Origin of the sequence: Flexithrix dorotheae DSM 6795 (genome assembly GCF_000379765.1) — a bacterium.
GTDB classification, from domain to species: Bacteria; Bacteroidota; Bacteroidia; order Cytophagales; family Flammeovirgaceae; genus Flexithrix; species Flexithrix dorotheae.
Genome location: NZ_KB903445.1, coordinates 48,961 through 62,177, shown reverse-complemented (window position 1 = coordinate 62,177; position 13,217 = coordinate 48,961). Strand labels below are relative to the sequence as shown.

9 protein-coding genes are annotated in these 13,217 nt (G+C 33.9%); 4 read left to right on the top strand and 5 right to left on the bottom strand.

Annotated features, from left to right (window positions below; all coding sequences use genetic code 11):
• Positions 1 to 26: 26 nt before the first annotated feature.
• From A3EM_RS0118775 to A3EM_RS0118760, 4 genes are all read right to left on the bottom strand, one after another.
• Complete coding sequence (locus tag A3EM_RS0118775) at positions 27 to 3,518, bottom strand: TonB-dependent receptor (RefSeq protein ID WP_026210393.1); 3,492 nt, start codon at positions 3,516 to 3,518, stop codon at positions 27 to 29.
• A gap of 204 nt (positions 3,519 to 3,722) precedes the next feature.
• Entirely contained in the window at positions 3,723 to 4,790 is a 1,068-nt protein-coding gene (locus tag A3EM_RS42910) for a FecR family protein (protein WP_020529785.1), read from the bottom strand.
• A 123-nt stretch (positions 4,791 to 4,913) separates the two neighbouring features.
• Entirely contained in the window at positions 4,914 to 5,477 is a 564-nt protein-coding gene (locus A3EM_RS0118765) for an RNA polymerase sigma-70 factor (RefSeq protein ID WP_020529784.1), read from the bottom strand.
• Between the two features lie 19 nt (positions 5,478 to 5,496).
• Positions 5,497 to 5,877 carry a hypothetical protein gene (locus tag A3EM_RS0118760; protein ID WP_020529783.1) on the bottom strand — a complete coding sequence of 127 codons (381 nt, stop codon included), beginning with the start codon at positions 5,875 to 5,877 and terminating at the stop codon, positions 5,497 to 5,499.
• A 772-nt stretch (positions 5,878 to 6,649) separates the two neighbouring features.
• Between A3EM_RS0118760 and A3EM_RS0118755 the strand changes: the two genes are divergently transcribed.
• Positions 6,650 to 7,870: an adenylate/guanylate cyclase domain-containing protein gene (locus tag A3EM_RS0118755; protein WP_020529782.1), complete on the top strand. Its 1,221-nt coding sequence runs from the start codon at positions 6,650 to 6,652 to the stop codon at positions 7,868 to 7,870.
• A gap of 808 nt (positions 7,871 to 8,678) precedes the next feature.
• The gene (locus A3EM_RS0118740; RefSeq protein WP_020529780.1) at positions 8,679 to 9,329 is read left to right on the top strand and encodes a hypothetical protein; all 651 of its coding nucleotides are present in this window, start codon (positions 8,679 to 8,681) and stop codon (positions 9,327 to 9,329) included.
• A 34-nt stretch (positions 9,330 to 9,363) separates the two neighbouring features.
• Here A3EM_RS0118740 and A3EM_RS0118735 read toward each other — a convergent pair whose 3' ends face one another.
• Positions 9,364 to 10,059 carry a hypothetical protein gene (locus A3EM_RS0118735; RefSeq protein ID WP_020529779.1) on the bottom strand — a complete coding sequence of 232 codons (696 nt, stop codon included), beginning with the start codon at positions 10,057 to 10,059 and terminating at the stop codon, positions 9,364 to 9,366.
• A 225-nt stretch (positions 10,060 to 10,284) separates the two neighbouring features.
• On the opposite strand from A3EM_RS0118735, the gene A3EM_RS0118730 reads away from it, so the two are divergent.
• Both A3EM_RS0118730 and A3EM_RS45990 read left to right on the top strand, forming a co-directional pair.
• A complete protein-coding gene (locus tag A3EM_RS0118730) occupies positions 10,285 to 11,241 on the top strand; it encodes a Fic family protein (RefSeq protein WP_020529778.1) in 957 nt (318 codons plus the stop codon).
• A 615-nt stretch (positions 11,242 to 11,856) separates the two neighbouring features.
• A complete protein-coding gene (locus A3EM_RS45990) occupies positions 11,857 to 13,176 on the top strand; it encodes a tail fiber protein (protein ID WP_020529777.1) in 1,320 nt (439 codons plus the stop codon).
• Positions 13,177 to 13,217: the final 41 nt, after the last annotated feature.

Below are 13,217 nucleotides of genomic sequence, written 5' to 3'. Positions count from 1 at the left end.
TTTTTCATGATTTCTAGCTTTAAACCTTAAAAAGAGACATTTAATCCAAACATATGAGTCTGCATAATTGGGTAGGAATTTTCTCTAATTCCTGGCCCTAATTCAGGATCAATATGTTTAAGGTTACTTACAGTAAACAGGTTTTGACCTATATAATAAATTCTTACCGGTCCAATACCACTATTTCCAAGAATTGTCTTTGGCAAAGTATATCCAAGAGTTAGATTCTTAAGCCTAAAGAAGCTGGTATTGACCATCCAGAAATCCGAATTCTTTGTATTATTTGCATATGGTGAAGGTGTTGATCTTGGGTATTTAGCATCCTGGCTATCAGGTGTCCAACGATTATTAAAGTATTCGTATGAAGTGTTACTACCATTGTTTTCAAAAGGCACAGTCATAAATTGTCGAACATTTATTGATGATTTACCAGATCCCTGGAAGAACATGTTGAAATCAAAACCTTTCCAGCTTGCTAGTGCTGTTAATCCCCATGTCATTAAGGGATAAGTTGGGTAGCCAATACTAGTTTCATCATTAGCATCTATTAAACCATCGGGAACGCCTTCTGGCCCACTAAGGTCAGCGTACTTTACATCACCAGGATGCAAAACTCCAAATTGTGTGACATTGTATCCATCATCCCCATCGATGACTCCATCACCGTTTATATCATCACTTGTTGTAAACATTCCCAATGACTTAAATCCAAATGGTGTACCAAATGGTTGACCAACCCTTGTCCGGTTTGGATTAGCAGCTTCAGCCTGTGATTGAAAAACTTCAATCATCTGGTTTTTAGCATACGTGAAATTTCCCATTAGTCCTACATTCAAACCATTTCCAAATTCTTTATTTGTACCAATGGATAACTCTATACCATTATTCTTCATTTCACCTTTATTTTCTTCTGAGAGCGGAAGTCCATACTCTACAGGTAAGGTTACTTGTGGCTGAAGGAGCATATTGTCTCTTAGTTCATGGAAGTAATCGAATTCCATTCTAAGAAGACCGTTCCACATATACAGGTCAAAACCAAAATTATACTTAGTGGATATTTCCCATGTGATTTCAGGATTTGCCTCTCTCGGAACCTTTGATGCCTGAACCAGGTTTCCTGGCCCAAAAGCATATGCATTGCCTCTAAGTTGGTACCCTTCAAGATATTGGAAAGGACCACCGGCCAAATTACCCGATTGTCCCCAAGATCCTCGAATTTTTAAATTTTCAATCGCGGAAAGCTTAGACATGAAACCCTCTTCAGATATTCTCCATGCAGCAGAGAAGGATGGGAAGAATGCCCACCTATTACCCGGTGCAAAATAGTAGTGACCATCGTATCTACCAGAGGATTCAAGCATATATTTATCTTTATAGGAATATGCAACACGGTAAACATAGCCTAATTGACTTCCTGTACTTGATCCACCTCCATTATCATAATCCAGCTTATTGGAACTACCCATACTTAATTCATCTAGGTCCACGGCAAAATTGTTCCGTCTTGCCCAGAAATTATCACTTTGTGTTTGTTGTGATTCTGCAACAGCCAAGGCAGTAATGCTGTGATCTCCAAATGTACGATTATAGTTAATAAATCCCTGGAGGGTATACTTATTCGATCTCCAATTATCAAGAGATAGCCATTTATAAGGCTTACCATTACCTTCTTGTAGGGATACAGCTTCCTGGAAGGTATAAGGATCCGCATCGAGATCAATCACATGATAAATGAATGGAACATGCCATGATTTCCTGTTTTGGGTTGTTGGATCATAGCCAAATACCCCTTTTATACTTAATCCTTCTATAAAAGATAGTTGTTGCTCAATATAAACAGAGGACAATAATGTGTTCCTGTCAGTTTTCTTGTAACCTGGAGACTTTAATGCCCCAACCGGTGTACTTGCAGAAGACTCTCCCCATTGTTCTCCTCCCGGATAAATTAAACTTTGGGTAGGAATAAATTTGTAAAAACTTCTAAATAAATGTCCACTAATTTCTCCATTGTTATTCGGTTCTGCTATTTGCTCATCAGGATCCAAGCTGTTCGTTTTTTCAACGGTTCCATAAAGTGATATCCCCACCTTAGTGGTTTTAGTCGCCTTCATTTCCAGGCTAAGATTAAAATTATACCTTTTATAATTAACCGGATCAAACAACCCCTGTTGATCATAAAATCCAACTCCAGCATGATAATTTACATTATCTGTACCACCGCTAAGTTCAACATTATGATTTTGGATCAATGCATTTTTATTCCAAACATCAATAAATTCAGAATCCGGATATCTCCATGGATCTTCCTGATGTAGGCGATTATAATCAGCAATCAATTGAGGATCATTAGGTGGTGTTGTTCCATCGGGAGTTTGATTGTAGTAGCCTTCGTTTTGAAGAATCATATAATCCCGTGCACTTAACATATCAGGAACATAAGTTGGATTTTGGAAGCCTAATGAGGTATTGAACCTAACTACCGGCTTTCCGCTTTTGCCCTTTTTTGTTGTAATAAGTATTACACCATTTGCTCCTCCCATTCCGTACGGAGCAACTGCAGCCGCATCTTTAAGAACCGTGACATTTTCAATTGTTGATGGATCAATTTGTCTTATATTATCCCTAATAATCCCATCTACAACAACCAGTGGAGCACTATTACCGGTAGTCACAACTCCCCTAATGCTAATTGATGGATCATCAAATCCCGGCTGTCCTCCAGTTGGTCTCATAATTACACCAGGCATTCGCCCTGCCATTGAGTGTGTAATATTAGGTACGGGTATTTCCGAGATTTCATCGCCACTAATTGAGCTTACCGCACCTGTAACAGTGGTTTTTTTCTGCGTACCATACCCAATCACCACTACTTCTTCCAGTTGTTCCAGGTCTGGAGCAAGGGCAACGTTAATTACGGACTGATTAACTACCTCAATTTCTTTAGTTTGATATCCTATATAACTATACTGTATAATAGAATTTTCAGGAACATTCAATGAATATGTCCCATCTAAACCAGTTGTAGTGCCATTTGTGGTACCTTTTATCAGAATACTCACACCAGGTAAAGCTTCTCCATCTTCAGCAGTAACTAAACCAGTGATTTTTACCTGAAAGGTATTACTGATTACCTCTTCTAGAGATGGGGCAAATATTTCTTTTTTGCCTACATGAATAGATTCATCTACTCGTTTGAATCGTAACCCGGTATTTTTAGATAAGTAGCGTAATATATTACCTAGTGACTCATTCTGAGCTTTTATAGTTACTAATTGTTTTTTATCAATTACACTTTTGTTATAAGCAAAATCAAAGCTTGTTTTAGATTGAATTTCTTTGAAGGCAAGTTCTAAAGGTTGTGCTTCTAAATTTAAAGTGAGAAAGATTTCTTCCACACTATTTTTTTGTGAATTTGCATCATTTGCCACAAGCATCCCACATAAGAAACAGTGGACAAAAAAACCAAATAATGTATATTTTGACATCATTAAAATTTGTCTTAGTATTTTCAATTTCATATCTTTAATATGTTTTGGTAAATTTTTTATCAAAATGCTATTATTCTTCTGCTATATTTTTTTGCAAAGGACGTCCCGCAATGACCTCTTTGCAATCTTAAATAGAGAAGTAATTTGAAGGCCAGAGGTTTTATCCTTCTGGCTTTTTTCCTTAATTAAAGGACCGTTTTCCGTTTATACTATTCTCATAGGCTATGATTATGATTAATAAATAATTACAATATTTTCCTTGTACTCATATTGAAATCCAAATGAAAAACAGACCCCTTGTAGAACTGTTTCCAGGGATTTGTTTTTATATGATGCTGTAAAACCTTTTTCCATTTTCCCATTATATTTCATAATAATCGTCACCCCATACCACTTCTCAATCTTGGTTTTGATAGTCTCAAAGTCTGCATTATTAAAGGTTAAGATATCATCTTTCCACCCAATAATAGCCGTATAATCAAATTTAGATTTTAAAAACTGCTCCTGTTCTTTGTTGAATTCTACCATTTCATCTGGCTTTAAAACTATCGGCTTATTTCCTTTATTTGGATGCTTTGGTGTAACCTCTACCTTACCGCTAACCAATGCCACCTGTACATTGTTATTTCCTTGTTTTGTATTTACATTAAATGACGTCCCCAAAACTCTTGTATTAAGATATGGAGTAGAAACTATAAAGGGTCTATTCCTATCTTTTACTACCTCAAAAAAAGCTTCCCCTTCCAGAAAAATTTCTCTACTGCTATCTGAGAAATGCTTTGGAAAAATAATTTTACTTTCCACATTTAATTTTACAGAGGAACCATCCATGAGTCGAATCGTAAGTTTCTCACCTCTTTGAGTAGTTCTTTCTATGTATTCCCCACCTTTATAGACTTCGAGTTTACCTTCGTCAGCATTATTTTTGTTGATAAAATAAGTTACACAAATGAGAAGAAGCAGGCTCGCAGCCAATTTCAATATCATCTTCGATTTCTTATTCAGGTAATAAACTCCTCCTTTTGGTTTCTCTTTTTTTGCCGATTTAAAAAACTCTCCCTTTGATATTAATTGCTCCTTTACATTTTGTTTTGCTTTCTCAACATCTAATAATTCATAGTCTTTAGCCTTAATGGAAATATTCCAAACCTGCTTTAACTCATTATAAATTTTTTGATTTTCCTGACTTTCATTAATCCATTTCCTCCATGCTTCTATTTCCCCATCAGTTGCCTGGTGGGTAATTACCGAAACTAGTATATTCCAATCAATAAGATCAGAGTTGGGTTTTTCGCCTTCCATTATTATTCAAAACTTTAAAATGCATTTTGGACATTATACACCTATTTTATAGGTTATTTCATTAATGTGACAGGTGAAATAGGAAAAGGACCTATTTAAGCATTGAGAATAAATGAAATTTGATTATATAACATTGATAATCAATACTAAAAGTGCTATATAATCTTTTAATTGTTCTCTTAATATTTGTAGTGCTTTGCTGATTTGAGCCTTTACAGTTTTGACAGATATCTGATATTGGTCTGCAATTTCCTGATGTTTTAAGCCACTAAACCGACTAAGTTTAAATATCTTTCTACACTGTGGAGGCAAAGATGCTATTGCCAGATATATTTTTTGGGATAATTCTTCAATGGCAAAAGCATTTTCAACATTTTGGTTAATCTCTTCAATTAACTTTTGATTAATTTCGTTTCTCACCTGGAATTGCTTTACATGATTATAGCATTTATTTTTAACCGCCTGAAATAGATAAGCTTTTAAAGAGGATTTAATTTGTATTGAATCTCTTTCTTCCCAAAGTTTTAAAATTAGGCCTTGTACAATATCTTCAGCCGTGTCAAAATCTCCGACAATTTTATTAGCAAATACACACAACATCGCATAATAATGATCGAAGATATAGTTGAATACCCATTCTTCCCCCTGATTTATTCCTTTAAGTAGTTTTTTATTTTCTCCAGGCATCCTGTAATAAATTTAAAATCTATCCCATAAAAAGGGTTAATACTTCACGGATATGCTTCTCCTTGGCACTCAGATTACGCTTCATCCCACAGGTATTGTAATAAAACTCAGGTTTACGAAAAGTCAGCTTTTTGCAAATCCATTTGAGCATATAATCAGGCATTAATTGCCTTAGATCGTTTTTTTCAGAAACTGAATAGAAAGCAGTAACTGTCCAGACAGAACTGTATAGTACTTGAGAAGTGATTTGTTCCCCTTCAAAATATCCACTTCTCAAAATATTTACAGATGAAGTTAGCGACTCACTATGTTTTTTTTGGTGAATACCCAAAAAATTCAACTTATTGTTTAGTTCATGTCTAGTTTCTTTTATCAATCCCACCCCTTGTTCTTCATCCACTACAAGCTCTTTAAAATTTTCAAAAATATTAATTATGCTGTATCAACCAGAAGAAATGATTCAGTAAGTGACTGAACACAGTATCCCTCTAAGATTTAATTTTTATATGTTGTTTTTCTTTAAAAAATTTGACTTGAAAGCGGACTAGGAATTCAATATCTAATTATCACTTGTGATAATGGAATTATTAATTTTATTAAGTGTAATATTAACACTTAATAATGGGATATGAAATGGTTTTTCCAAATCTAAAAAAAATTTATTATAAATCTTTTTAATAAGAAAAAAGTATTAGCTTTATCGAACCAATTCTGAACTTGCCTGCCAGCACCAATTTTAATTTTTGCAAGATTTTTCTCAATTCAAGTTTGAATTGAATAAAACCCCATCATTACGATCATGGTTTAGGCTTTAGAATATCTTTTAGTTTATGGATATTTAATTAACTTTAGATTTCAGGAGTTTATGAATACCGTTGATCCACACCAGAAACATATATTTATAAAATAGGTTATCAAAACTTTGATAACCCATTAATCCTGTTAAACACTTATTTAAGGTATGTTAAAGCCCTATTAGGGCACAATAGTAGCAGAACAACAGAAATTTATAACCCATGTAGCGGTTAAAATCATCAAAAAAATTAAAAATTTATTAGATTAGCCAACACAATTTTTATGCGGATATCAAACACTCTAAATAGTGGTAGAAAGCGAAATATTAGCTAAAATTAAAAAGTAATCGGAAATCTAAAGAAAATAAGAATAACTAAATGCCTTTTGATGACACAAAGGAATCTCTTTTTCAAAGAATCGCTGATATTGGTGTAAGCGAGGAATTCTCAGTAACTGAGAAAAGGTACCTGCGTGTCTCCAATATAGCTGCAATTCTAGGGATTCTTTTTAACTTGTTATGGATGTCAATTGCCATACCCATTTCGGAAACAACAAGTGCGGTATGGAATGTAATACTGGGTTTGATGTTTTTACTGGTATTGTTTCTAAATCAGAAAGGGAGGCGGGTAGCTGCATCAGTCTGGCTTGCTATCACAGCATACATTTCAGTTCTCATATTTCTTTATTTGTCTGGATATCCCTCAGGGATTACCACCGTTTGTTTTTTGATAATCATCTTGCCATACATGACTTTCCCACGGAAAGCAAGGGCTATGGCCCATGGGTTTAGTTTATTGGCTTGCTTAACTTTGATTGTTATCGTTATCTTTCAATCAGAATTCTATGCTCACAATGAGGACATGGATCCCTATTTATCACAGATTGTGAATATGGGCATGACAGCATTAATATGCTTAGCATTGATTTGGAGTTTGTCTTTGATGATTGATAAATCAGAAGAATCATTAATGGCAGAACAGAAAAAATCGGATGATCTTTTACACAATATATTACCTGCAAACATCATAAGGGACTTGAAAGAAAGTGGTAAGACTATTCCCAAAAGGCACAAGGATGTGACGATTCTATTCACTGACTTTGAAGGATTTACCGAATTGGTGGCATTTATACCGGCAATCACTTTAGTAAATGAACTTAATGACATCTTTGGACGATTCGATGAAATTATGGAGGAAACTAGTGTTGAAAAGATTGAGACTATTGGTGATGCATATATGGCTGCATGCGGCCTTGAAGATGATATTACCAATCACGCTGCTAATTGTATCACAGCTGCAAAAAAGATGTTGTCCTATCTTGAGGAAAGAAATAAAAGCCATGACATAAAATGGAATATGAGAATTGGTATACACTCAGGATCTATAGTAGCTGGGGTGGTAGGTAAAAAGAAGTTTGCATACGACCTTTTTGGAGACACGATAAATACAGCCAGCAGGATAGAATCAGCTGGTAAAGTGGGTAAAATCAATATCTCCTCATCCACCTTTGAATTAGTTAAGAACGACTTTTCATGCCTTTCTCGTGGAAAGATATTTGCAAAGGGAAAAGGGGAATTGGAAATGTATTTTGTAAAATAAACTTATTGCTAATAAAAAGGGATCAAATTTAGGTGGGTCCCACTGAATTTTTTTTTGTGTTGAACAAACCTAATGGGGATTAGATTCGGAAAAATCCCTGTGTAATTTCAATTATTTTCTTGCTTGTTGGAGGACTTTTCTGGTGGAGGTGATTTTGTTTGGAGGGGCATTTTTTGTGGTGATATTCCATTTTAGTATTCATTTTTATTATTTGCAAAAGTTCAGATTGGTAGGTTAATGTTGAAAAGGGTATAGTATCCTCATCTGTTTGAGCATCAATCCAGATTTTACACATTCCATCGCATCTAGACCTTTACACCAGTACCAGAGGTTTCAGGATTTACTAAAAGCCGTCTTCCGAATAGAACTATTACTACCTAACCCTGAAAAATTTATACGAGTTGTCCAAAATTTCAATGAATACATCAATAGTTTTCATTTGGAAAACTCTAAGGAGATTGCCCTAAATCATGCTAATAGCCACCTTACCCATTTAGCGCTAGCTTATGAAAGTGGCTTTAAATCTACATCTGTTATTCCATGCCTTCTTTAAAAAACGATGGGATGACACCGAAAGCTTGGGTGAGGTCTAATCAAATTTAAGTCTGGCTAAAAGGTATCAAATCTCACTATAAAGTCCGAAATTTCATTTTAGGACGATTCACCTTCCTTTCCACTCCATCTTTGAATTATCAATTCGATAAAGCAGAGCATGAGAAGATGATTCCTTTCTCTTTTACTAGATGAACAAATGATAAGGGGAGTTGCTTTGTAGAAATCGGGTTTTTCAAAAAAAAATAATATTACCATGAAAAATCTATTTACAATTCTTTTAATTTTTTGCACACTTAGTGCTTTTGCTCAAATTAACTCACCAGAGGGAAAAGAAACTGAAGTAGCCCATAAGTACAGAGTAAGTATACCTTATTTTGTTCCTGAAGGACTTATCGTGGATTCCTGGAACGATCGAACTAGTACACAACACTTAGAGCTTCATATAAAACGCAACCTAGATAATAAGAACATTATAGGATTGAAGTTTGCCTCCTGGCGATTGTTTCAACCAATGGGAATCACATGGTGGGATGGTCTTTTAGATAAGATAGAAACAGAAAGTGAATTCTATCCGGGGCATGTGCGAGAAACAGGAATAGGAATAACGTACCAGCGTATGCTATGGAAAGGTCTATTTGCAACTGTTGAGATTCTACCTCAATATCAAACCTATATGGATCTAGACGGTAACAAAATTGGAAATGATTTTAAACTTTATACTTCGTATCATTTGGGCTACCATATCGCATTTGGTAAGAAAAAACATTTTTTCATAGAACCACAGATTAATTGTATGTACTGGATGTTTGATAACAATGCTCCTGATGGGTTTAAAGAGTTGGATGATAAATGGAGAAACTACTTTCTTTTTGAGCCACAGATTTACTTAGGGTGGAATTTTTAAACTTAGTCTGACAAGTCAGGAAGCACTATTCTTGTCAGACTATTAAGTACAAAACATCAAATAGCATTTCCATCAAAAGGGAAGGTGTTTTACTCAGATACAAACAGAAAGATGATTTTTCTATAGGGTTAGGTCCATACTGGTCAAAGTCTAAACCGATACCAAATTGGTGTCCCTTGAATGATATTCCTGTACGTAATTGTTGAAAACTCCTGGAATGGGTTTTAAACTCATCCCAGACAGTTAAAAACTGCCCATTTAACCAAAGAAATACTTTGTCATTAATTGGTAAGTTGAACTGAAATTGTGCAAATCCTTCGGCATAGCCAGCGTCCGTTTGCTCAGAATGAGCATGGGCAACGATAGGAATAATTACAAATAAGACTCGTGAATTTTTTAATGTGAACTTTGCAGACAAACGTTGCGAATACCCTGCAATATTGTTGTAATATAAAGACGGACCAATTGCAATATTCTCATTAATATTCCAGAACAGTGTGGGTTGTACACCTGCTTCATCAAAATTCTCATTCTCTTTATCATTGAATTTTTGAAAGAATGCGAGGGTTGCAATGCTCAGCGTATTTTCTTCATTTATTGGATAGCTTGAATACAGCGTAAAATCCGTTTTATCAAAACCAGAAAACAGGTCTATTTGGGTAAATTGCGCCTGCAAATAGTTTGCAAAACCAATTGTTAAAAATGATGTAATGATTATTATTTTTTCCATGCTTCAAAATTCCAATAGGAACACATGAAAAAAAATGAACTAGTTTAAGACTTTTACATTCTATTGACAATTTTTGGATATTTCTTTTTGAATTCGATATATCTTTCTTCTGTTTTCTATGAAGATAGGAGAGTTATAATTTTTTTAAAAACGTTTGATTATTAAATAATTATTTATGTTTTTAAAATCAAAAACATATCTTTGATACTATCAAATGATAGTATCATGAAGCCTCCTTATGAAATAACCACTCAAGTATTAAAACAAATATCTTCCATTTCTGAAAAGATAGGGGAGGCTAAAGCCAATTTTTTGAATCGACCATCTCCTCAATTAAGAAAACAGAATAAGATAAAAACCATCCATTCTTCACTAAAAATTGAAGGGAATACACTATCAGAAGAACAAATAACAGCACTAATAGAAAAAAAGAGAGTGATAGGTCCCAAAAAGGATATTATGGAAGTAATGAATGCGATTGATGTGTATGACCACATTACAAGTTTTCAACCCAATTCAATAAGCTCCTTTCTTTTAGCACATCAAAAACTGATGAATGGTTTAGTAGAAAAACCAGGTAGATTTCGAACGGATAATGTAGGAATTGTACAAGGCTCTAAAATTGCTCATTTGGCACCTCCAAGTTGGAATGTATTACAATTAATGGAGAACCTCTTTGATTATCTCAACCACATAGATGAGTTAATTTTAATTAAAAGTTGTGTATTTCATTACGAAATGGAGTTCATCTATCCATTTTTAGATGGAAATGGACGAATGGGAAGATTATGGCAATCGGTAATTTTATTAAATGAATATCCGATTTTTGAGTTTCTTCCTTTTGAAACTATGATTAGTAAAACCCAGGAAGAATATTATACAGTACTTTCCCACTGTGATAAAGCGGGCAATTCAACTTTATTTATTATTTACATGTTGGGAGTGATTGAAAATGCACTAACTGAATTGTTGAAATATAACAACAGGACTCTCACAGATAAGGATCGACTAGATTATTTTATATCACTCAACCAATTAAAATTTTCCAGAAAGGATTACATGAATACCTTTAAAGATATCTCTTCAGCCACAGCAAGTAGAGATTTAAAAAAGGGAGTGGAACAAGGATTATTTATAAAGAAGGGCGATAAGAATAATACCATCTATGAAATAATCAAATAAAAGCTTCAGCGATAGAAGTAGCTAAATTTTTTTCGCAATTTTTCTGCTTAGTCGTTTTTAACCGCTTTTTTGTTTTGAATTTTTCAGTGCTAAGTAAGCCCACCACTGAAAAGTTGGTTACAATTAGGAAGCGGAAGTAGGGGAGGGGAAATTGTAAGCAAGATGGTATCACGCAGAGCATGAAACACATAATCATAAATTATTTATTTTCAGTTAATTATAGTGTTTTCATGCAGCATAAGGTGGTCTTAACTAGATTCTAAAGATGCAACTTCATAGATCAGAGACTCACAACAAAGCATTGAATTATTTGCATACTGAAAAATAAAAAGCTCAATTATTCCAAGATTAACCACATTTAATAGTACAGGAATGAAATAAGTGATTTACTGTCACATAAAAGCTAGTAGTTTATCAGAAAATATAAAATAGCGGTTCATAATTAAGTTGTTTTCAATAAATAAAATTATTGATTGTCAATAAGTTGCAAATTTTTATTGAAATAATTATAAAAATAAGTTATAAAATAACAAGGTATTTCCACTAAGTATATAATACTATTAAAAGATATATACCCAGTTAATTACCCTAAATAATTAAAATTTGATGAACTATATGAAATTAAAAATTTTTCTATTTTTTCTATTTTTTACCATCACATATATTACTTATTCCCAAACTCCGATAGGAACTAGTGAAATTTATTATTCAAATAATAGTACAGTGATTGGAAATAATGGAAATATACTAGAACCTTATTCAGGATATAGTAGCCATAATAATAGATCATTTCAAATATTTGGTAATACAAGTAACTATGGAATTCCATCTTTGAGTTTTGTAAAAACTTCACATAGCCATAATATTGGAGGGTCACTTCAATGGTTATCAGACAATATAAGTAACACTGATAAAAGATTTGCGCAAATTAATGGAGAAATAATAAATGGAGGGGGGTATATAAATTTTAGCACAAGAAATGAATCAGACCCTCAAGGTTATTTTAATTCTATGGTTTTTAATGAAAATGGAGATTTGGGAATAGGTACATCAACTCCTAATTCAAAACTTCATATCAATAATGGTCAGCTTAAAGTAGTGCAAGGAGGAGTAGGAGATGATTTTGATGCTACCAGAATTGCAAGTTTCAGAGGTTCTAACAGCCATGGAAATGGTTGGGTAGAAATATGGAGTGATGATTCCAAGCAAGCAGGGATATTATTTGGTAATCCAACAGATAAATGGCAGGGTAGAATCCATTGGGATGATGCTGCTTCGCATTTGGCCTTTTATTCAGGACAAGAAAAACGGATGACGCTTACAAACCAGGGAAAACTCAAAATAGAAGCTCCCGAGGGAGATAATAAAGTAGCTTCAATAGCCGTGCATGGATATGGTCAGAATGGTGCGGGAACATCAAACAATGTATACCTTGGAGGGTCCTTTGTTTCAGGTACGGCTGATGGTGCTGAGTTTGATAGATATAATATAGGAATAGAATCATGGAAAGGAATAGGATTTAAATCGACTTTTAATGATAAAGCAGGTATTATATTTAATACTCGTACGGCCAGTGCCTTTTTTGAAGGAAAAGTAGGAATTGGTACAGATAATCCACAAAATAAATTATCAGTAAAAGGAACAATTTGGGCTGAAAAAGTTAAGATATCATTGAACGATGCGGCTGATTGGGTATTTGAAGAAAATTATAATTTAAGACCTCTCTCAGAAGTAGAGGCTTTTATAAAAACTCATAAGCACTTACCAGATATTCCATCAGCTGATGAATTTAGACAAAATGATTTAGATGTTGCTCAAATGAATAATAAACTGCTTCAAAAAATAGAGGAGTTAACCCTTTATATGATTGAGCAGGATAAAACTATTAAAAATCAGCAGAAGTTGATAGAAATGTTAATCGAAAAACTAAAATAGTTTCCCTCAATTATTTAATACAATAATATCGGTTTTTAATT

What these genes read in the sequence shown, in the direction of transcription:
- A3EM_RS0118775 (WP_026210393.1), bottom strand. Translation starts at nt 3,518, where the DNA reads ATGAAATTGAAAATACTAAGACAAATTTTAATGATGTCAAAATATACA.
- A3EM_RS42910 (WP_020529785.1), bottom strand. Translation starts at nt 4,790, where the DNA reads ATGGAAGGCGAAAAACCCAACTCTGATCTTATTGATTGGAATATACTA.
- A3EM_RS0118765 (WP_020529784.1), bottom strand. Translation starts at nt 5,477, where the DNA reads ATGCCTGGAGAAAATAAAAAACTACTTAAAGGAATAAATCAGGGGGAA.
- A3EM_RS0118755 (WP_020529782.1), top strand. Translation starts at nt 6,650, where the DNA reads ATGCCTTTTGATGACACAAAGGAATCTCTTTTTCAAAGAATCGCTGAT.
- A3EM_RS0118740 (WP_020529780.1), top strand. Translation starts at nt 8,679, where the DNA reads ATGAAAAATCTATTTACAATTCTTTTAATTTTTTGCACACTTAGTGCT.
- A3EM_RS0118735 (WP_020529779.1), bottom strand. Translation starts at nt 10,059, where the DNA reads ATGGAAAAAATAATAATCATTACATCATTTTTAACAATTGGTTTTGCA.
- A3EM_RS0118730 (WP_020529778.1), top strand. Translation starts at nt 10,285, where the DNA reads ATGAAGCCTCCTTATGAAATAACCACTCAAGTATTAAAACAAATATCT.
- A3EM_RS45990 (WP_020529777.1), top strand. Translation starts at nt 11,857, where the DNA reads ATGAAATTAAAAATTTTTCTATTTTTTCTATTTTTTACCATCACATAT.